Annotated in this window: 16 protein-coding genes; 15 read left to right on the top strand and 1 reads right to left on the bottom strand. The window is 64.1% G+C overall.

The genetic code is table 11. The annotated features are described in order from the left end of the window. Window positions 1-64 precede the first annotated feature (64 nt). The 14 genes from HUI96_RS27680 (at window position 65) to HUI96_RS27615 (ending at window position 15,918) form a co-directional block, all read left to right on the top strand. Window positions 65-1,249: a M24 family metallopeptidase gene (locus HUI96_RS27680; protein ID WP_188257929.1), complete on the top strand. Its 1,185-nt coding sequence runs from the start codon at window positions 65-67 to the stop codon at window positions 1,247-1,249. A gap of 27 nt (window positions 1,250-1,276) precedes the next feature. Further along, window positions 1,277-2,059, top strand: coding sequence for an IclR family transcriptional regulator (locus HUI96_RS27675; protein WP_188257928.1), 783 nt, complete (start codon window positions 1,277-1,279; stop codon window positions 2,057-2,059). A gap of 742 nt (window positions 2,060-2,801) precedes the next feature. Beyond that, on the top strand, window positions 2,802-3,350 hold the full coding sequence (locus HUI96_RS27670) for a tyrosine-type recombinase/integrase (protein WP_273033229.1): 549 nt from the start codon (window positions 2,802-2,804) through the stop codon (window positions 3,348-3,350). Window positions 3,351-3,384: 34 nt separating this feature from the next. Further along, the gene (locus tag HUI96_RS27665; RefSeq protein ID WP_237684427.1) at window positions 3,385-3,771 is read left to right on the top strand and encodes a DUF3768 domain-containing protein; all 387 of its coding nucleotides are present in this window, start codon (window positions 3,385-3,387) and stop codon (window positions 3,769-3,771) included. Next, window positions 3,771-4,823, top strand: coding sequence for a hypothetical protein (locus HUI96_RS27660; RefSeq protein ID WP_210320352.1), 1,053 nt, complete (start codon window positions 3,771-3,773; stop codon window positions 4,821-4,823). The genes HUI96_RS27665 and HUI96_RS27660 overlap by 1 nt, the downstream gene beginning before the upstream one ends. After that, window positions 4,798-5,382: a hypothetical protein gene (locus tag HUI96_RS27655; RefSeq protein WP_188257926.1), complete on the top strand. Its 585-nt coding sequence runs from the start codon at window positions 4,798-4,800 to the stop codon at window positions 5,380-5,382. The genes HUI96_RS27660 and HUI96_RS27655 overlap by 26 nt, the downstream gene beginning before the upstream one ends. Before the next feature lie 371 nt (window positions 5,383-5,753). Further along, window positions 5,754-7,307 carry a group II intron reverse transcriptase/maturase gene (gene ltrA / locus HUI96_RS27650; RefSeq protein WP_425299315.1) on the top strand — a complete coding sequence of 518 codons (1,554 nt, stop codon included), beginning with the start codon at window positions 5,754-5,756 and terminating at the stop codon, window positions 7,305-7,307. A gap of 412 nt (window positions 7,308-7,719) precedes the next feature. Then, window positions 7,720-8,250 carry a hypothetical protein gene (locus tag HUI96_RS27645; RefSeq protein ID WP_188257925.1) on the top strand — a complete coding sequence of 177 codons (531 nt, stop codon included), beginning with the start codon at window positions 7,720-7,722 and terminating at the stop codon, window positions 8,248-8,250. A gap of 329 nt (window positions 8,251-8,579) precedes the next feature. Next, window positions 8,580-9,875, top strand: a complete 1,296-nt coding sequence (locus HUI96_RS27640; protein ID WP_188257924.1) for an epoxide hydrolase family protein — start codon at window positions 8,580-8,582, stop codon at window positions 9,873-9,875. Window positions 9,876-9,940: 65 nt separating this feature from the next. Then, window positions 9,941-11,191 carry a redoxin domain-containing protein gene (locus HUI96_RS27635; protein ID WP_188257923.1) on the top strand — a complete coding sequence of 417 codons (1,251 nt, stop codon included), beginning with the start codon at window positions 9,941-9,943 and terminating at the stop codon, window positions 11,189-11,191. Then, window positions 11,092-12,156, top strand: a complete 1,065-nt coding sequence (locus HUI96_RS27630; RefSeq protein WP_188257922.1) for an alpha/beta fold hydrolase — start codon at window positions 11,092-11,094, stop codon at window positions 12,154-12,156. Before HUI96_RS27635 ends, HUI96_RS27630 begins: the two co-directional genes overlap by 100 nt. 40 nt (window positions 12,157-12,196) lie before the next feature. Beyond that, window positions 12,197-12,646, top strand: a complete 450-nt coding sequence (locus HUI96_RS27625; protein WP_188257921.1) for a (2Fe-2S)-binding protein — start codon at window positions 12,197-12,199, stop codon at window positions 12,644-12,646. Window positions 12,647-12,669: 23 nt separating this feature from the next. Beyond that, window positions 12,670-13,668, top strand: a complete 999-nt coding sequence (locus HUI96_RS27620; RefSeq protein ID WP_210320351.1) for an alpha/beta fold hydrolase — start codon at window positions 12,670-12,672, stop codon at window positions 13,666-13,668. Window positions 13,669-13,764: 96 nt separating this feature from the next. Further along, complete coding sequence (locus HUI96_RS27615; protein WP_425299316.1) at window positions 13,765-15,918, top strand: molybdopterin cofactor-binding domain-containing protein; 2,154 nt, start codon at window positions 13,765-13,767, stop codon at window positions 15,916-15,918. A 55-nt stretch (window positions 15,919-15,973) separates the two neighbouring features. On the opposite strand, the gene HUI96_RS27610 is transcribed toward HUI96_RS27615, so the two are convergent. Beyond that, the gene (locus tag HUI96_RS27610; protein WP_188257919.1) at window positions 15,974-16,888 is read right to left on the bottom strand and encodes an MBL fold metallo-hydrolase; all 915 of its coding nucleotides are present in this window, start codon (window positions 16,886-16,888) and stop codon (window positions 15,974-15,976) included. A 477-nt stretch (window positions 16,889-17,365) separates the two neighbouring features. Between HUI96_RS27610 and HUI96_RS27605 the strand changes: the two genes are divergently transcribed. Beyond that, the gene (locus tag HUI96_RS27605; RefSeq protein WP_188257918.1) at window positions 17,366-18,280 is read left to right on the top strand and encodes an alpha/beta fold hydrolase; all 915 of its coding nucleotides are present in this window, start codon (window positions 17,366-17,368) and stop codon (window positions 18,278-18,280) included. The last annotated feature ends 39 nt before the right edge of the window (window positions 18,281-18,319 follow it).

The raw sequence follows: 18,319 nt of genomic DNA, 5'->3' as shown, positions 1-18,319 counted from the left end.
CTGTTGTCAATGCCGCGTCGCCTTACGGCGCGAGCCAGAAACATTCGATGTGGGAACCGCACGCATGCTACAAACCGGCGCCGCTTTGGCCGCTCAGATCGCAACGCTCGCTGGAGAGAGGCTCGACCGAACCCGCCGCCAGATGGCGGCCGACGATCTCGACCTGCTCGTCGTCGCGAGCCCGGAGAACGTGCTCTATGCCACCGGCTACGAGAGCATGGGCGCGACGATCAACCGGCGCTACAGCTATGCCGCGCTCGTCACGCTGGACGACGTGATGCTGGTCGCTCCGGCGGCGGACTTTGCACCGGCCATCGATGCGGGCCTCGCGCCGGACAGGATTCACACGTTCGGAAAATTCTTCTTCAGCGGCGACACGCCGTCGTCGCACACCGAGACGCGGCACGGGTCCTTCGACGATGCGATCAAGGAGGCGCTGGGCCGAGTGAAGGCGAAAAGCGTGCTGGCGGAGCAGGCATATCTCACGAAGGGAGCGTTGGACGCCCTCGCGGCAAACTTCGGGCCGGTGGCTGACGTCACGCCCTGGATGCTCGCCTTGCGTTCTCGCAAGCTGCCGCTGGAGGTCGAACTCCTCCGCTACACGACCCTCATCACCGAGCGCGCCATCGAGGCCGGCATCGCCGCCGCGGCCGTGGGCGTCACCGACAAGGCGATAGCTTCCGTGGTCGCTTCGCACATGTCGCTCGGCGGCGGCCTGCCGCGCAACGTCACGGTCGTCGGCGGCCTACGCAGCGCGCTGGCAGACGCGATGAGCACGGAACGGCCCCTGGCGGCGGGCGACCTGCTGCGCTTCGATGTCGGATGCAGCTATTACGGCTACAAATCCGACATGGCCCGCACGGCCGTCATCGGCGAGCCCACCAAGCTTCAGGCGGAGCGCTACGCCGCGCTGCTCGAGGGGCTCGACGTCACGATCGACGCGATGAAGCCGGGCGTGCGCGCCCGCGACGTTTTCGACATCGGGGTCACGGCAGTTGAGGCAAAGGGATTCCGGCCATATCGCCGCCAGCACATCGGGCACGCCATCGGCATGGCAGTGTATGAGGCGCCCGTGATCATGCCGGAAAGCTCGGACATTCTTCAGGCGGGCAGCACATTCTGCCTGGAGACCCCGTATTACGAGCCGGGCTGGGGCGGCATGATGGTCGAGGACACGGGGCTCCTCGCCGACAACGGCTTCGAACTCTTTTCAACGATCGATCGGTCTCTGCGCGTCGTTCCCGCCTGAGACTCCTCGACAACCGGATCTGGTCTCATGGAACCACGCGCAAAGTCCACGGGAAGCAGCCAGTCCCTTCAAAGGGGGCTGGACATCCTGATGATCCTCGACAAGGCCGCTGCGCCGATGGGCGTCAGGGAGATCGCCCGGCAGCTCGACGCAAACGCCACGATCGTCCAGCGGCTCATCAACACGCTGGCGCAGAACCACTTCGTCGCGCAGGATCCGGACACGCGCCGCTATTCGATCGGGTACCGGGCTTTCGGTCTCGGCTGGAGCCTGACGAAGAAGGATCGCTTGATTTCGGTGGCCAAGCCCGAACTCGACATGCTGGCGTCGAAATACCTGCTCAACGGCTATCTCGGAGTGCAGCGCGGCTCGCGTGCGATCTACATCCTCTCGACCCAAAGCGAGGGACCGATCGTCATCCGCAGCGTGCCTGGAAGCGAGACCTATCTGCACAGCACCGCGCTCGGAAAGGTCCTGCTCGCCGGGCTTCCCGACGATGACGTCGAGAAACTGCTCACGGGAGAGCCGCTCGAGCAGGTGACACCCAGGACCTGCACCGACCCCGCCGTGTTGATCGAGCAGATCAGGGAGGTCCGGCGGCAGGGCCATGCGATGATTGCCGGCGAGAACATACCGGGCGTCGTGTCGGTCGGCGCTCCGATCCGTGACGCCTCGGGGCGGACGGTCGCCGCCCTGAGTACGGCATTTGCCGAATGGGCATCGCCAGAGTTCGACATTGCCAAGGTCGTCACCCTCGTCAAAGAGAGCGCGAAACGGATTTCGCAGATGCTTGGAAGCCAGAATGATTGATCTACCGAGGAAGCGTTCACGCGGCCGGGGTGCTGCGGCGGACTGAACTCGGGAATGTCGAGTTGGGATGGGCTCTCCTCTACACTCTACCGACAACATGACGCGAATTTCGGCAACACGCTTACCGGTGCCGAGGCCGACGTGAGGCCCAGGGCCTCCGCTCGTCCGCAATCGGAAGCCGACAGAGCTACCGCCACGAGTCGACTTCTTCAACGCCATCGGCCCCCTTTGGACATTCGGCGCTACGCTGAAGAATGGCGCGATCACAAACTCCAGCGTGGCGGCCGGGAATGTCTGCTTCCATGGAAAGGCAAAGCTACCTTCTACGGCCGACATCAGGCGCGGAGCGGCCATTCGAGACATGTGGAAATGGGTCGGCTTCAGGTCAGCTACCGTTACCGTGACTCTAACCCCCAGGATGCGTGTGAAGTCAGTCGAGGTGAAAAGAACTGACGGCTCGAGGGTTACCAACAACTGGTGGCCAGCACATTGAGCCATGAGTTCATGCTCGTGCGTCGTCTGCTGTGCGATTGCTGCACAGCACGCTTGTTGATCTGCCCGTCGAGTGCGAGGCGCTCCGCAAAGCTATACAATCTAGAGTTGTTATCTCACTGCATTGATGCTATCATAAAGCGTCCACAAATGTGTGGCGAGCGCTCACCAGCGCCGCTTGGGACAACTTCGTAGGTGAAGGCTCCCCAACTGAAGCGAGCCGACACTGCGCGGACAACCGGCCAAGATCTTGCTTCCAGCCGAGTTGCGGCTGCTACTGGCGTTTGTCGCCCGCGGCCGCCGGCCAATGCGAAACCGCGCGATCGTGCTGTTGAGCAGCCGCGCCGGCTTACGCGCTAGCGAGATCGCGGCGCTGGACTGGAGCATGGTTGTGACGGCGCGGCGCGCCATCGCCGACCTGCTCGAACTGCCGGGCTGGGCGGCAAAGCGGGGAAGCGGTCGACGCCTACCGATCCATCCGGAGCTGCGTGCCGCGCTCGCGCAACTCGCGGCCGCCAAGCGTATGGGTCCGGTGATCGTGTCCGAGCGCGGCAACCGGATGAGCGCCAAAGTCATCGTCAACCTGTTCGCCCGCTGGTACCGCGGCTGTGGGCTCGACGGGTGCTCGTCGCACTCGGGACGGCGGACCTTCATCACGCGCGCGGCGCGCCTGGTGCACAAGGCCGGCGGCTCGTTGCGCGACGTTCAGCAACTGGCGGGCCATCGCTCACTGCGAACCACCCAAGGGTACATCGAGGGAGATGCGGAGGCGCAGCGGCGGCTTGTTCGTTTGTTGTAGAACAAAACATGAACAATAGAATGGAGAAGCCCACATGGCGCGCAAGCAACCATCACAACCTCCCGATCAGGCGGACGCGAGCCCGGGCATGGCCGGCGACGAACTTCGCTGCAAGATTCGCGACCTCAACGACCAGCTTCGCATTCATCATCGCGGCGGCGTTGTCGTCATCACCCCTGGCATCGCCGCGCTTGGGCCGTCGACGCTCAGCAGGATTGCCACGGCCGTCGCCACGTTCACTGCCTTCAACGCGGACAACGACCCCTATGGCGAGCACGACTGCGCCGTCATGACGGTCGAGAACGTGCGCATCATCTGGAAGATCGACTACTACGATCTTCAACGGCAGTTTCACTCACCCGATCCGTCCAACCCAGAAGTCACCCGTCGCGTGCTGATTATCATGCGCGCCGACGAGTAATGAAAGGTTCGCTGATGGTCACGACGGTCGACGAGGCTGCTGGCTTTGCTGCTCGGCTGCTGTCGCTCGTCGAGGCGGCGAGCGGTCATGGCTTGGTCCTGGACGAGCCATCGTCCGACGCGGAGGCTGACGAAGACCTCAGGCGCGCCATCGATGCGCACGACACCGCTGCCCTCTATGCGGTGCTGGTGGCCGGCTTCAGCTATCAGGGCATCACCGATGCTACTGCTCAGCGCTTTATGGAGGAGCATGGCACCGCCGACTGGCCCGCCATCGCCAGATCTTTGGAGCAGGGCAGGGATCTTTGCCCGAAGCTTCAGGGTTTCGAGACCTTCGTCGGCTGCCGCTATCAGAAGGCGCGCAAAACCTGCGGCAACCCCGCGGCACTTCCCGCCTGTCCCGTCGCCGCCCTGCCGCTTCGCAAAGGGATATTGAATGAGCAGGCTTTTTCGCTGTACCTGCTCATTCGCGATCGCTGCGGCGGCGACCTTGTCGCCTTCATCGATCAGGTGCTGGCGGTGAGCGAATGCGAGCCAGACCCGACCACCATAAGCCGCGAAGCGCTGATTGCGCTGCTTGTTGCCGTTCGCGGTGTTTCGCGAAAGCTCGCCAGCATGATGCTCGCCTGGATCATGGCTGCCACCAGTGACGACCGTCGTCACTGGCGGGCCGTCGCGGCGTCGATGGTGGCGGTCGACAGCCTCGTGCACAATCACCTGCATCGGACAGGAATCCTGTCGGCCTATGGGGCAGCGCATGCATACGGAACGCGGTGCTTCGGGCTGAGCGGCTGCGAGTTGGTGATCCGCGACCTCGCCGCGCGCGTCAGCGCGATCGAAGGATCCATCGTCTCGCCGCGCCGGCTCGAGCATGCCGTTTGGCGCTTCTGCGCATCGCGTGAACTCGCCCGATGCAACGGGCGGCGCATCAACGATGATGGGGCGTGCCAGTTGACTGACTGCCCACTGTGGGACGGCTGTGGACATGTACCGCTGCATCCGCCTCGACCACAGGAGGCCTCCCACGATGACACCGGAAATCCAGCCATTTAAGCAGGGCCAGCTCGATGGGCTCTGCGGCCTCTACGCCATCATCAACGCCATTCGGGTCGCTCTGGGCGAGGAGGAAAGGCGCTACCGCCGCTCCGACTGGGAGGAGTTGTTCTACGAACTGCTGTGCACGGTCGATGACGAGATCGGCGCGGTGCGGGGCGTCGGCTGCGGGCTTACAACGAAGTCGTTCCACAAGGCAGCGCACGCTGCTGTCGAATACATGCGCGACACGCATGGGGTGGCGATTTCGATTGGCAGGCTGATCCCGCCGCATACCAAACCGACCCTGCGACAGGTGATGCGGGCGATCGAAGCGGCAACGGCCGGCCAAGCCGTTGTCGCGTGCCTGTCCGGCAAGCTCAATCATTGGACCGTCTGCCGCCGCGCCACCGCAAAGTCGCTGATCCTGTTTGACAGCAGCTCGTACTTGCGGCTTGCGCGGTCGCACTGTCGGATGGCCGACGAGCCGAAACTTGCCAATGGCCCGCAGTACATCATCCACAGTTCGCGGTTGTGGTTGGTTGCACGGCTGGCAGGCTCGATGACTTCACAGGGCTAGCGACTTTGGTTCGCCGAAGTTTTCGTAAAGACCGCTGGTAGAGGGGAGGACACCGGGTTCCAACCTTCTCCGTGCGCCGGCGAAACCGGCAGGTGTCAGCAGATGCAAGTTCTGCACTTCGAAGACCAAGCCAGTCACGATGGCCCCGAGTCATGCGTCGGCATCCGCAAGGGTGTCGGCGAAGCGTTGACAGGGGAAAGGGCGGGCAGAGCATTGAGCCGCGTAAAGTTGAACATCCGGGGTGCCGACGCCGTGGAGAAAGGCGGAAGGCAACACAGCATGGCGCGTCATGGCGAGCACCATGTTGGCCCCGCGCGGTCTGAGACCTCTTGCACGTCCGGAAGGCACCTGCGCGGGAACCGGGAGGTCCCTTGGACGACCACCGCCTTGGTTGGGGCGGCGGTCCGCATCGGAAAGGGCGCACCCGCAACCCGATGATGAACGTTCAGGGGAAGTCGGACCAGCCCATAGTACCTGCGAAGTTGCTGAACAACGCAGCATCTGCTGCCGCGGAGGCAATGGAGGGAAGGGGCGGGGCCAAGGGGAATGCGCACCAGAGCGGCACGCGCCAGACACAGAGCTGGGAAAGCGTGTCACCCGCACTGGAGCGCATACGTGACGCCGCAAGGCGGGATAAACGAGTCCGGTTCACGGCCCTCCTGCACCATGTCAGTGTCGATCTTCTGCGTTTTTCGGCCCTTCAGTTGAAGAAGGCTGCGGCGCCGGGCGTCGATGGCGTGACATGGGCCGTCTACGAGGCAGACTTGGAGAACAATCTCCATGACCTGCATCAGCGCGTGCAAAGGGGTGGCTACCGAGCGAAGCCGTCGCGGCGGCAGTTCATCCCCAAGCCCGACGGCCGCAAGCGGCCGCTGGGCATCACCGCGTTGGAAGACAAGATCGTCCAGCGTGCGGTGGGGGAGGTGCTGAGCGCCATATACGAGACGGACTTCCTCGGCTTCTCTTACGGGTTCAGGCCTGGACGCAGCCAGCACGATGCGCTGGACGCGCTCGCGGCCGGGATCACGGAGAAGAAGGTGCGCTGGATCGTGGATGCCGACATCCGGTCGTTCTTCGACAGTATGAGCCACGAGTGGCTGATGCGGTTCTTGGAGCACCGGGTGGCGGACAGGCGTCTCCTGCGCCTGATTGGCAAGTGGCTCAAGGCCGGCGTGCTCGAAGACGGTCGCCTGCTCGCGACTGAGCAAGGCACGCCTCAGGGGGCGGTGATCTCGCCGCTCCTGGCCAACATCTACCTGCACTATGTCTATGACCTCTGGGTCCATCAGTGGCGGAGGCGGAACGCCCACGGCGACATGATCGTGGTGCGCTATGCCGACGACACGGTGGTGGGCTTCATGTTCGAGCGCGATGCGCGCCAGTTCCTGGCCGACCTCGCGCTCAGGCTGGAGCAGTTCGGGCTGCAACTGCATCCCGACAAGACCCGGACGATCGCGTTCGGGCGCTTTGTCCTCAAGTGGTGCCGCGACCAGGGTCGCCGGCCAGAGACCTTTAACTTCTTGGGCTTCACGCACATCTGCGGGGTGAACAGGAGGGGGAAGTTTATCCTGCGTCGGCACACCATGCGGGAGCGGCTTGGGGCCAAGCTGCGAGAGGTCAGGGACGCGCTCAGGCGGATGATGCACATGGCGATCCATGAGCAAGGAGCCTATTTGAAGCGGGTCGTGAACGGCTGGCTCAACTACTTTGCCGTTCCCACCAACAACCGGGCCGTCAACTCATTCTACAGGCACGTCGCCTGGTACTGGTTCCGCACGCTGAGGCGAAGAAGCCAAACGCGCACGCTGAACTGGGCCGGGATGAAGCGGCTGACAGATCGTTGGCTCCCACCCGCTCGCCTCCGGCATCCGCTCCCAGACGTGCGGTTCCGCGTCAATACCCAAGGCAGGAGCCCGGTGCGGTAGTGCCGCACGCCGGGATCTGTGCGGGGGGCGACGGGCAACCGTCGTCCCTACCGCGACAGGCCAAGTGCGCTTTGCGCCGGGTGGTTGTCAATCACCAGTTTTAGCCACACGACATTCCGCGAGAGCCGGTCGAGGCGACGCCTGTCGCGCGCAGGGCTGGGCTGAATCCCTTCAAGGGGTCCGCCAACGGCGCTGAAGGCGCGCCATGACCCATTCCAGTCGTTCTTGCCACACCCGGCGAACGACAGCTCCGCCCATGTCAGCCATGGAGGCCATCGTCGTCTCGCCGGACCCTGGTTTGCTTCTCGGCTCCGGTAGTGAATCGGCCGGCGCGCCCGTTGCCCTACGCCGGCCAGGCGCTGTTCTCTGCATCACCTCCGCAATCTGAACTGAAAGCTCGACCCGAGTCGGCATGCTCAATTATGCGCTTTTGGGCATTTCCGTGGGGGGCGAGCGGAGTTCGATGGACAAATCCCAAGCTCAGGAATTCGTCAGCGGGATATCCCTCTTGTCACTGATATGGATCAAGGCCGAATGTAGATTTGATGCGATAGTGTCGCGCTGGCGGGGGCGTCCAGGACTGGCAGGTTTCACCTGCTACTGGAGATTCATCATGACAACGCAATCATCGAATTTCACACGCATCGGCGTCTTCGCGCTAGGCGTGCTCGCGGCATTTGCAGGCAGCGGCATTGCTGCACCATGGAGCGGGTACTCGGACCCGCAAGACGGACAGGCGGTCGTCATCCAGGTACAAAATCAAGGGCAGGGAGGTCCTTACAGGGTCTATCGCGGCGGTGGCATCAACGGCACATATGGACTGAGACCACCACATTCAGCCCAGGCCCGACGCGATGCAGCCAGCAGGGCCATGCCGCGCCGCCTGTGCTGGATGGGTGGACATGACGATGGTACCGGACGCGGCATGTACATGCCTTGCTGACCAAACGGCCTACTTGCTGACCATACGCCCCGGCCTCTTTTCTGCCGTAGCGAGCGGTGTCTCGCACCAAACCCGCGCGGCAGGCCGCTTCCCTGGGGCGGCCCGGCGCTGGTTCGAATATTCCTGGCTGCTGCATTCGAGAACGGCCGCAGACACCCTGCGGCAGGGTCAGGAATGCTGTCGGCGATACCGTTTGACCGGGCTTCGAAGTGCAAGGAACCATCCGAAACGTGAGCCGATAAGCGCCTGAACCGGTGCTCCGTACGGGGCTCAATCGCCTTGGGACCATGCTTGCGTGAGAGGGAGATGCGCCAGGAAAGGAGCACGTCATGATCTCCATCTCCCTTACACCCACGCGGCGCGAGGTGCTCGCCGCGGCCGCCGGTGCCGGAGCCGCCAGTCTGATGGCCGGGGCGGGATGTTCCGCAACTGCAGAGAATTCGATCCAACCGTTCACCGTCAGCTTCCCAGAAGAGGCCCTCATCGATCTTCGCCGCCGCGTTGCCGCCACCCGCTGGCCTGAGCGGGAAACCGTGAAGGACACGTCGCAAGGCGTCCAGCTTGCCACGATGCAGCAGCTGGCGCGCTATTGGGGCACCGATTACGACTGGCGCAAGGCCGAGGCGAAACTGAACGCGCTGCCGCAGTTCATCACCGAGATCGACGGGCTACCCATTCATTTCATCCACGTTCGCTCGAACCATCACAATGCGCTGCCGCTCATCGTCACGCATGGGTGGCCTGGCTCGGTGATCGAGCAGTTGAAGATCGTCGATCCACTTACCAATCCGACCGCACATGGCGCAGCCGCGTCGGACGCGTTCGATCTGGTCATTCCGTCGATGCCTGGCTACGGGTTTTCAGGAAAGCCGACCACCACTGGCTGGGGGCCCGAGCGCATCGGTCGAGCTTGGGCGGAATTGATGAAGCGCCTCGGCTACACCCGCTACGTCGCCCAGGGTGGCGACTGGGGGGCTTTTGTCGTCGACCAGATGGGCTTGCAGGCGCCCGCGGGGTTGCTCGCCATCCATACTAACATGCCGGCCACGGTCCCAGCTGACGTCGACAAGGCTCTCCAAACCGGCGGCCCGATGCCATCGGGTCTGTCGGCTGACGAACAGCGCGCCTATGAACAACTGGTCAGAACTTTCAAGCAAGTTGACTATGCCAGGTACATGGCAGCGCGTCCGCAAACCTTATACGGCATTGCGGACTCACCCGTGGGCCTCGCCGCCTGGCTTCTCGACCACAACGATGCTGACGGCCAGCCGGCGGCCGCGGTCGCCGCGGCTCTGAACCGGACCACGAGCGCCACGGGCGAACTGACGCGCGATGAGATCCTCGATAACATCACGCTTTACTGGCTGACAAATACGGGTGTCTCTGCCTCCCGTCTCTATTGGGAATACAAGGGCGGCTTCTTTAACGCTAAAGGTATCACCATCCCGGTGGCCGTGAGCGTCTTTCCTGGCGAGCAATATGAGGCGCCGCGAAGCTGGACGGAGCGGGCATATCCCGGACTCCTCTACTACAACCAGGTCGACAAAGGCGGACACTTCGCGGCCTGGGAGCAGCCGCAGCTGTTCACGGAGGAGATCCGGACGGCCTTCCGCCCGCTGCACTGAGCGATCCGCTCAACCGCCGGGCTTCCGCACGGGCGCAGCACCTCGTTAGCAGAAGGGGTTTCTCGATGGACCTAAACAACCTCCTTCTCGCCGTGACGCTCGCTGCCGCGATCAGCGCTCCGATTGCGAGCCACGCGGCCGAGACCGAGGCTCCGCAGCCGCCGCCGCCCACCTGGCTTCGAGTGCCGTTCCTGCACGGACTGTTCGGCAACCCCGGTGACAGCCAGTCGGAACTGACTTCCCTCGATCGGGCCAACGCGTGGATCAACTCGCCGCCCCTGACCGCATCTGATCTGCGCGGCAAGGTCGTGCTGGTCGATTTCTGGACCCTGACCTGCGTCAACTGGCGCCGGACGCTCCCATACGTCCGGGCCTGGGCCGACAAGTATAGGGACAAGGGGCTGGTGGTCATCGGCGTGCATTCGCCGGAATTCGAGTTCGAGAAGAAACCCGACAATGTGCGGACGGCCGTTAAGGAGATGCGCATCGACTATCCGGTCGCCGTCGACAGCGACCAGCTTGTATGGAACGGGTTCGACAACGAGGCCTGGCCGGCGCTCTACTTCATCGATGCCGAAGGCCGTCTGCGGCACAGCTACCTCGGTGAGGGCGCGTACGAGCAATCCGAAATGGTCATGCAGGCGTTGCTGAAGGAGGCCGGGGCCGATGGCTTCGACCGGGCTCCGGTGATGGTGGACCCCAAAGGCCCGGAAGTAGCCGCCGACTGGCGCGACCTGATGTCCCCGGAGAACTACGTCGGATACGAGAAGGCCGAGAATTTTGCCTCAGCCGGCGGAACGATGATGGACAAGGCGGCCATCTACGACCTGCCTTCACACCTGCGGCTGAACGAATGGGGCCTGTCCGGCGACTGGACGGTGAGGAAGGACGCCGGTCGCCTGAACAAGCCTGACGGGAAGATCGCCTACCGCTTCCACGCACGCGATCTCAATCTCGTCATGGGCCCGGCAGCACCGGGAGCCGCCGTTCGATTTCGCGTGCTGATCGACGGGAAGCCACCGGGGCCGGCGCACGGAACAGACGTCGACGAACAGGGCATCGGCACTGCAGGCGAGCAGCGCCTTTACCAGCTGATCCGTCAGCCGTCGCCCATCGCCGACCGCGACTTCGAAATCGAGTTTCTCGACCCAGGCGTAGAAGTGTTCGCCTTCACGTTGGCTGATCCCACGCGTCCGCAGAGGCTGAAAGGACCGCAATGGACACGACGCAGACTACCGAAGCGATCGATCGCCCCCGGCGCCGCTTCTTCGGTCATGCTGCAGCGACTATCGCGGCCGTACAGCTCGGGAGAATGACATCCGCCGATGCCCAAGTAGCCCCTGTGCAGCCCGCTCCGCCGGCCATGCCCGGTTCCGGCGCATCCTTCGGGCCGCTGAAGCAGGTCGACGCCGGCGTGCTCAATGTCGGTTATGCCGAGTCCGGTCCAGCCGATGGTCCGCCCGTCATCCTCCTGCACGGCTGGCCTTACGACATCCACAGTTTCGTCGACGTCGCCCCGCTGCTGGCGTCAGCCGGCTTTCGCGTGATCGTCCCCTATCTGCGCGGCTACGGCACGACGCGCTTCCTGTCGGACGACGTGATGCGCAATGGCCAGCAAGCGGCGCTCGCCGTCGACCTCCTTGCGCTGATGGGAGCAATTAATATCGAAAAGGCAACGCTCGCCGGCTTCGATTGGGGCGCGCGAGCGGCCAACATTTTCGCGGCGTTGTGGCCGGAGCGCTGCAAAGCGATGGTCTCGGTGAGCGGCTATCTCATCGGCAGCCAGGAGGCCGGCAAGATGCCACTGCCTCCGAAGGTCGAGTATCAGTGGTGGTACCAGTATTACTTCGCCACCGACCGCGGCCGTGCGGGCTATGCAAACTATACGCGGGATTTCGCGCGCCTCATCTGGCAACTGGCCTCGCCGAAGTGGAATTTTGACGATGCCACGTTCGATCGCAGCGCGGCGGCGTTCGACAATCCCGACCATGTCGACATCGTGATCCATAACTATCGCTGGCGGCTGGGCTTGGCCGAGGGCTCGCCGCGATATGACGAATTGGAAAGGCGGCTCGCTGCTTTCCCGGACATCTCGGTGCCCACCATCACGCTGGAAGGCGACGCCAACGGCGCGCCCCATCCAGATCCAGGCACCTACGCCAAGAAGTTCACCGGAAAATACGAGCATCGGCAGCTCACGGGCGGCATCGGCCACAACCTGCCGCAGGAAGCGCCTCAGGCCTTCGCCGAGGCCGTCATCAATGCTGCCAGGATGGGTTGACCGACATTCCAGCCACTTAGGCCGGATCAAGGAGAGCGCCATGGCTTTCACCGTGAAAATCAATGGACAGACCAAAAGCGTCGATGTCGACGGTGACACGCCGCTGCTGTGGGTCCTGCGCGACGTGCTGGGGCTTACCGGCACGAAATTCGGCTGTGGCATGGCGCTCTGCGGCGCCTGCACGGTTCACATCGACGGCGTCGCCACGCGCTCCTGCGTGACCCCGATCGAGGCGGTCGGCAGTTCGGACGTGACGACGATCGAGGGGATAGGCGGCACGCCCGTCGGCGCCCGCATCCAGCAGGCGTGGCTTGATGCCCAGGTGCCGCAATGCGGCTACTGCCAGTCCGGCCAGATTATGTCGGCGGCCGCACTTCTGGCGGGCAACCCGCATCCCACCGACGCGGACGTCGACGAGGCGATGTCCGGAAACATCTGCCGCTGCGGGACCTACGGCCGCATCCGCAAGGCGATCAGGCAAATCTCGTAGCTGAAGGCACCAGGAGGCTGACCATGTTCTTCCGTCGAAAGGCGTCGTTCAAAGCGGCCGATACGGACCAGTCACGTTCGACAGGCGCCGGCATCTCCCGGCGCGACAGTCTCACGCTTGCCGCTCTGGGATTTGCCGCTCCACTGCTGCCGACCGCCGCGCGCGCAGCAAACAACAGGGAAAGTAGGCCCATGCGCACCATCGAAGTCGGGCAGGAAAACTCGAAGCCGATCGAGATCTATTATCAGGACCACGGCTCGGGTGCGCCGGTCGTGCTCATCCATGGCTGGCCCTTGAATGGCGACGCATGGGAGAAAGAGACCCCGGCTCTTCTTTCCGCCGGCCATCGCGTGATCGCCTATGACCGCCGCGGTTTCGGCCGGTCGAGCAAGACGGGCGTCGGCTACAACTACGACACCTTCGCGGCCGATCTGGACACCTTGCTGCGCACCTTGAATCTTACCGACGTCTCGCTGGTCGGCCACTCGATGGGCACTGGCGAGATCACGCGATACATCGGCAAATATGGCACTGAGCGGCTCCGCAAGGTCGTGCTGATCGGCACGCTCGGCCCCTACCTGCTCAAGACAGCCGACAATCCGGACGGCGTCGACGGGAGCGTCTTCGACGGGATCCGCGCCGGCATCAGGGCGGATCGCCCCGCCGCGATGACGGATTTCCTGAAGAACTTCTACAGTGTCGGCGGAGAAGACGGAAAACGGGTAAGCGATCGCGTGATCGCGGCCAACTGGAACGTTGCGGTCGGCGCGTCGCCGATCGGCACCTTGGCCTGCGTCGATGCCTGGCTCGAGGACTTCCGCAACGACATCGCCCGCAACAATATCCCGACCATGATCATACACGGCGACGACGACCGCATCCTGCCGGTGGCGGCGACCGCCAGGCGTCAAGCCGAGATGATCAAGGACGTAAGGTACATCGAGATTGCAGGGGGGTCGCACGGCATGCCGTGGACCCGCGCGGAGGAGATCAACACGGAACTGGTGCGCTTCCTTGCTTAGGACCAAGCGGCCGCGTTCGGCGATCAATCATGGAGGATGGCAATGGCCCTCGCTCACTTCAATTCGCGCTCCGTCAATCCGGAAGCAGCCGGATTGATGTCCGGGATATCACGGCGCCGATTTCTTCAGGTCGGAGCGGCCGCCGGCGGGGGCCTGTTGCTCGGTCTCAGTTTGGCATTGGTCCAAGATGAAGCAGAAGCGGCTGGCGTGGAGGCGTTCGCACCCAACGCCTTCATTCGCATTGGCACTGACGGATCAATCGTCCTCACCATGCCCTATGTCGAGATGGGGCAGGGCACCTACACGGCCATCCCCATGCTAATTGCGGAGGAACTCGAGGTCGCGCTCGATCAAATCCGGCTGGAGCACGCGCCTCCCAACGCCAAGCTCTATGGCAATCCCTTGCTCGGCGGGGAGCAGGCGACCGGCAATTCGAACGCGGTGCGTGCGTCGTGGCAGCCGCTGCGAGAGGCGGGCGCGACCGCCAGGACCATGTTGATTGCCGCGGCCGCAAAGCGCTGGAGCGTCGATCCTGCTTCGTGCCGCGCGCAGAACGCCGAGGTGCTTCACGTGCCAAGCGGAAGGTGGGCCACCTATGGCGAATTGGCCGCCGACGCCGCGGGCGTGCCTGTACCCGACCATGTCGAGCTCAAGCGGCCCGAGGCGTTCACGCTGATCGGCACGCCGGCCAGGCGCCTGGACCTTTCTGGAAAGGTGAACGGCACCGCGGTGTACGGGATCGATGCCCGGCCGCCGGGCGTAAAAATCGCGACGCTGGCGCAATCACCGGTGTTCGGCGGCAGAGTGAAGAGCGTGGACGATGCGGCCGCCAGGGCCGTCAACGGCGTGCGCCAGATCGTGCGGCTGGACGATGCCGTCGCCGTGGTTGGGGATCACATGGGGGCGGCGAAGAAGGGGCTCGAGGCCCTGAAGATCGAATGGGACGACGGCCCGCATGCCTCGCTCGGCATGGACGGGATCGTCGCTCCGCTCGAACAGGCGACGCTTCATCCAGGTCCGGTGGCGCAGAATATCGGCGACGTGGACGCAGCTTTGGCCGGCGCGTCCACGAAGGTCGAGGCGACCTATCAGCTTCCTTTCCTGGCGCACGCCGCGATGGAGCCGATGAACTGCACGGTGCATGTGCGCCGGGACGGCTGCGAAATCTGGGTCGGCAGCCAGGCCCTGGCGCGGGTCCAGGCGGCCGCGGCGAACACCGCCGGCCTGCCGCTCGACAGCGTCGTGGTCCACAATCATCTCATCGGCGGTGGCTTCGGAAGGCGCCTCGAGGTCGACGGCGTCATTCGCGCCGTCCAGATGGCAAGCCAGGTGGACGGTCCGGTCAAGGTTGTCTGGACGCGCGAGGAAGACATCCAGCACGACATGTACCGGCCCTATTGGTACGACCGGCTCTCGGCGGGCCTCGATGCGAATGGCCGGCCGGTCGCCTGGAACCATCGCTTCGCCGGATCCTCGGTCATCGCCAGATATCTTCCTCCGGGCTTCAAGGACGGTCTCGATCCGGACACCACCGAGGGCGCGATCGATCTGGTCTATGCCCTCCCCAATCTCCGGGTGGAATATGTGCAGGTGGAGCCTCCCGGCATCCCCACGGCCTTCTGGCGCAGCGTCGGGCCGTCGCACAACGTCTTCGTCACCGAAAGCTTCATGGATGAACTGGCGGCCGCCGCCAAGCAGGATCCGGTCGCCTACCGCCTGGCCCTTCTCGAAGAAAATCCGCGCGCCAAGGCGGTGCTCGCTCTCGCCGCCGAGAAGGCCGGCTGGGGACAGGAACTGCCGCCACGGATCGGCCGAGGCGTTTCCCTGCAGCACGTCTTCGCGACTTATGCGGCCCAGGTTGCCGAGGTGGAGGTAGCGAAGGACGGCGCCGTGCGCGTCCGGCGCGTCGTCTGCGCCGTCGATTGCGGGACCGTCGTCAATCCCGATATCGTCCGCGCCCAGATGGAGAGCGCCGTCATCTTCGGCATCACCGCTGCGCTCCACGGCGAGATCACGCTGAAAGACGGCCGTGTCCAGCAGAGCAACTTGGACAGCTACCCCATCCTGAGGATGAACGAGGCGCCAGAAATCGAGGTGCACATCGTGCAGGATTCCGAGCCGCCGGGCGGCATGGGTGAGGTCGGCACCTCGGCCATTACGCCAGCAGTAGCGAACGCGATCTTCGCCGCGACAGGCCAGCGTCTACGGAAAATGCCGGTCGACACGGCCGCGCTGAAACAGCCGGGCTGACAACGCAATACTCATGTCGCTTGAAGTCTAGTTCGACCCTCACCTGACCAGCGGGTCAGTACTCCCAGGGGCCCGGCACCCAACGAAAGACATCGCCGTCGACCGCCACATGGCAGACGGACGGAAACGACAGGTGAGTGGCCACCAGCGACTCGCGGTTCGCCGCCAGCTCCCGCAAAAGACGGACTCGGACGCGGGCCGCCTCCTCGGGGTCGTGTTCGAAGCCGTTGTACCAGTCGGGGTGCTCGAACCCGACCTGGAACACGGCGTCGCCGGCGAACGTCAGCCGGTCGCCGCCGGACGCCAGGCGGACCACGCTGTGCCCGGGGGTGTGGCCGCCGGTGCGATGGACGAGCACTCCCGGGGTCACCTCGTAGTCCGTCTCGAAAGGCCGCATCTGGCTGTCGTACTCGTTCAAGAACCGCTTGGCCGCCCGCCGAAGCGCATCCGGGAATCCCGGCGGCATGGAGACGCGAGAGAAATCAGGGTTCTCCCAGAACTTGGCCTCGGCGGCCGCCAGGTGGATCCGCAGATCCGGACGCAGCCGGTCCCTCACCCCGTTGATGAGCAGCCCGCCAATATGGTCCATGTGCAGATGGGTCAGCACCACGTCGGTCACGGATGCGAGATCGATGCCCGCCGCCTCCAGTCGCTGGACCGTGCGCCCCGCCCGCGGCAAGTTCAAGTCCGGGTCCGCGCCGAGCCCAGCGTCAATGAGTATGGTCCGGCTGCCGCTGCGCACCACGACGACGTTCAGCGCCCACTCGAGCACGTCCGGCGGCAGGAACATGTCCTCCAGCCAGGCCGCCCGCGCGGCCGGGTCGGCGTTGTGGCCCAACATCGCTCCTGGCAGCGATAGCACCCCATCGCTGACCACCAGCACGTCAATCTCGCCGACCCGCAGCGCGTAGCGCGACGGGACCAACTCGTCGGATCCTGGTCTACCGGGGTATGAAGTGTCCAAGCTCATGTTTGCCTCCTGCTGACCGCCGTACCCACGGAGGTATCGGCCCCTCTGCCGCCGGCCACCGTGGGCTGGCACGCCTGGTCGGCGTTGCGAGTAGGGAAAGCGGGGGAAGGTGACTGGCCTGCTGCGCGATCGGCGAGCGGCTAAGCGGCTGCCGCATCGCCAAGAACGCTGGATGAAGTGACAAATCCCGCCGCCTCATGGAGCTTCCATCCTGACGAGAGACTTCCGGGCGAGGAAGGCTATCACATTAGAGGTCGAGACCTGTTGTGCATCACAGCAAATTGACGGGCAGCTCAGGGTCATTTTCGAACGAGACGCACCCCGGCCTTTCGCCGGGAAGCAGAAAGTTCGCTGCCGGCCCATTTCGATTGCTCAGTTATCGGCGTCGTATCGGCCGCTTCGCGCGCCTATCTGTTCCTGACCCAGGGTCACAAGAGGCGATCGGCCCGACCGCCACCCCGAGGGTGGAGATGCACGATGTTGAAGATCTTGATCGGCATCGTCGGGGTGCTGGCAGCGGCCTCGGCGGCGGCTCAGGTGCAACCATTCCCAGCGACGTTCCAAACACACGAAATCGAGACCAACGGTGCGACAATCCACGTACGCGTCGGCGGCGCAGGTCCAGCGGTCGTGCTTTTGCACGGCTATGGCGAAACTGGCGACATGTGGGCGCCGATGGCCGAAGATCTGGCGCGTGATCATACGGTGATTGTGCCCGATCTTCGCGGACTTGGGCTGTCGTCCAAACCAGCCACCGGATACGACAAGAAGACCCAGGCCGGCGACGTGGAGGGAGTGCTGGATGCCCTCAAGATCGATCGCGCCGACCTTGTCACGCACGATATTGGCAACATGGTCGGCTACGCCTTTGCCGTTCAGCATCCCAAGCGAGTAAACCGCTTTGTCCTGATCGATGCGCCGCTGCCTGGCATCGGCCCTTGGGACGAGGTGCTGAAGAACCCACTGCTCTGGCATTTCCGCTTCGGCGGCCCGGACATGGAGCGTCTGGTCGCCGGTCGCGAGCGCATTTATCTCGATCGCTTCTGGAATGAGTTCTCCGCGACGCCCAGCCGCTTCACCGAGGCCTCGCGCGAGCACTATGCCAAACTCTATGCCCTGCCAGGCGCCATGCATGCCGGCTTCGCACAGTTCGCGGCATTCGATCAGGACGCCCGGGACAACAAGGCCTTCATCGCCGCCAACGGGAATCTCGACATGCCGGTGCTCGCGATAGGGGGAGAGAAGTCATTCGGCCCGATGATGGCGACGGTGATGCGGTTTGCCGCCAGCAATGTCACTGAGGGTGTGATCCCGGACTCCGGCCACTGGATCATGGAGGAGAATCCGCAGGCCACGCTTGCCCTAGTGCGTTCTTTTCTCGACGCGAAGTGACCTCGCGAACAGGCCATTGGCTTTGAAGCAGTCTTGTCT

Origin of the sequence: Pseudaminobacter soli (ex Zhang et al. 2022) (assembly GCF_014595955.1) — a bacterium.
In the GTDB taxonomy this organism is placed as follows: domain Bacteria; phylum Pseudomonadota; class Alphaproteobacteria; order Rhizobiales; family Rhizobiaceae; genus Kumtagia; species Kumtagia pseudosoli.
This window is presented reverse-complemented; position numbering and strand designations above follow the sequence as displayed.

What these genes read in the sequence shown, in the direction of transcription:
- HUI96_RS27640 (WP_188257924.1), top strand. Translation starts at nt 8,580, where the DNA reads ATGATCTCCATCTCCCTTACACCCACGCGGCGCGAGGTGCTCGCCGCG.
- HUI96_RS27635 (WP_188257923.1), top strand. Translation starts at nt 9,941, where the DNA reads ATGGACCTAAACAACCTCCTTCTCGCCGTGACGCTCGCTGCCGCGATC.
- HUI96_RS27605 (WP_188257918.1), top strand. Translation starts at nt 17,366, where the DNA reads ATGTTGAAGATCTTGATCGGCATCGTCGGGGTGCTGGCAGCGGCCTCG.
- HUI96_RS27620 (WP_210320351.1), top strand. Translation starts at nt 12,670, where the DNA reads ATGTTCTTCCGTCGAAAGGCGTCGTTCAAAGCGGCCGATACGGACCAG.
- HUI96_RS27665 (WP_237684427.1), top strand. Translation starts at nt 3,385, where the DNA reads ATGGCGCGCAAGCAACCATCACAACCTCCCGATCAGGCGGACGCGAGC.
- HUI96_RS27625 (WP_188257921.1), top strand. Translation starts at nt 12,197, where the DNA reads ATGGCTTTCACCGTGAAAATCAATGGACAGACCAAAAGCGTCGATGTC.
- HUI96_RS27630 (WP_188257922.1), top strand. Translation starts at nt 11,092, where the DNA reads ATGGACACGACGCAGACTACCGAAGCGATCGATCGCCCCCGGCGCCGC.
- HUI96_RS27615 (WP_425299316.1), top strand. Translation starts at nt 13,765, where the DNA reads ATGTCCGGGATATCACGGCGCCGATTTCTTCAGGTCGGAGCGGCCGCC.
- HUI96_RS27675 (WP_188257928.1), top strand. Translation starts at nt 1,277, where the DNA reads ATGGAACCACGCGCAAAGTCCACGGGAAGCAGCCAGTCCCTTCAAAGG.
- HUI96_RS27680 (WP_188257929.1), top strand. Translation starts at nt 65, where the DNA reads ATGCTACAAACCGGCGCCGCTTTGGCCGCTCAGATCGCAACGCTCGCT.
- HUI96_RS27645 (WP_188257925.1), top strand. Translation starts at nt 7,720, where the DNA reads ATGCTCAATTATGCGCTTTTGGGCATTTCCGTGGGGGGCGAGCGGAGT.
- HUI96_RS27610 (WP_188257919.1), bottom strand. Translation starts at nt 16,888, where the DNA reads ATGAGCTTGGACACTTCATACCCCGGTAGACCAGGATCCGACGAGTTG.
- HUI96_RS27660 (WP_210320352.1), top strand. Translation starts at nt 3,771, where the DNA reads ATGAAAGGTTCGCTGATGGTCACGACGGTCGACGAGGCTGCTGGCTTT.
- HUI96_RS27655 (WP_188257926.1), top strand. Translation starts at nt 4,798, where the DNA reads ATGACACCGGAAATCCAGCCATTTAAGCAGGGCCAGCTCGATGGGCTC.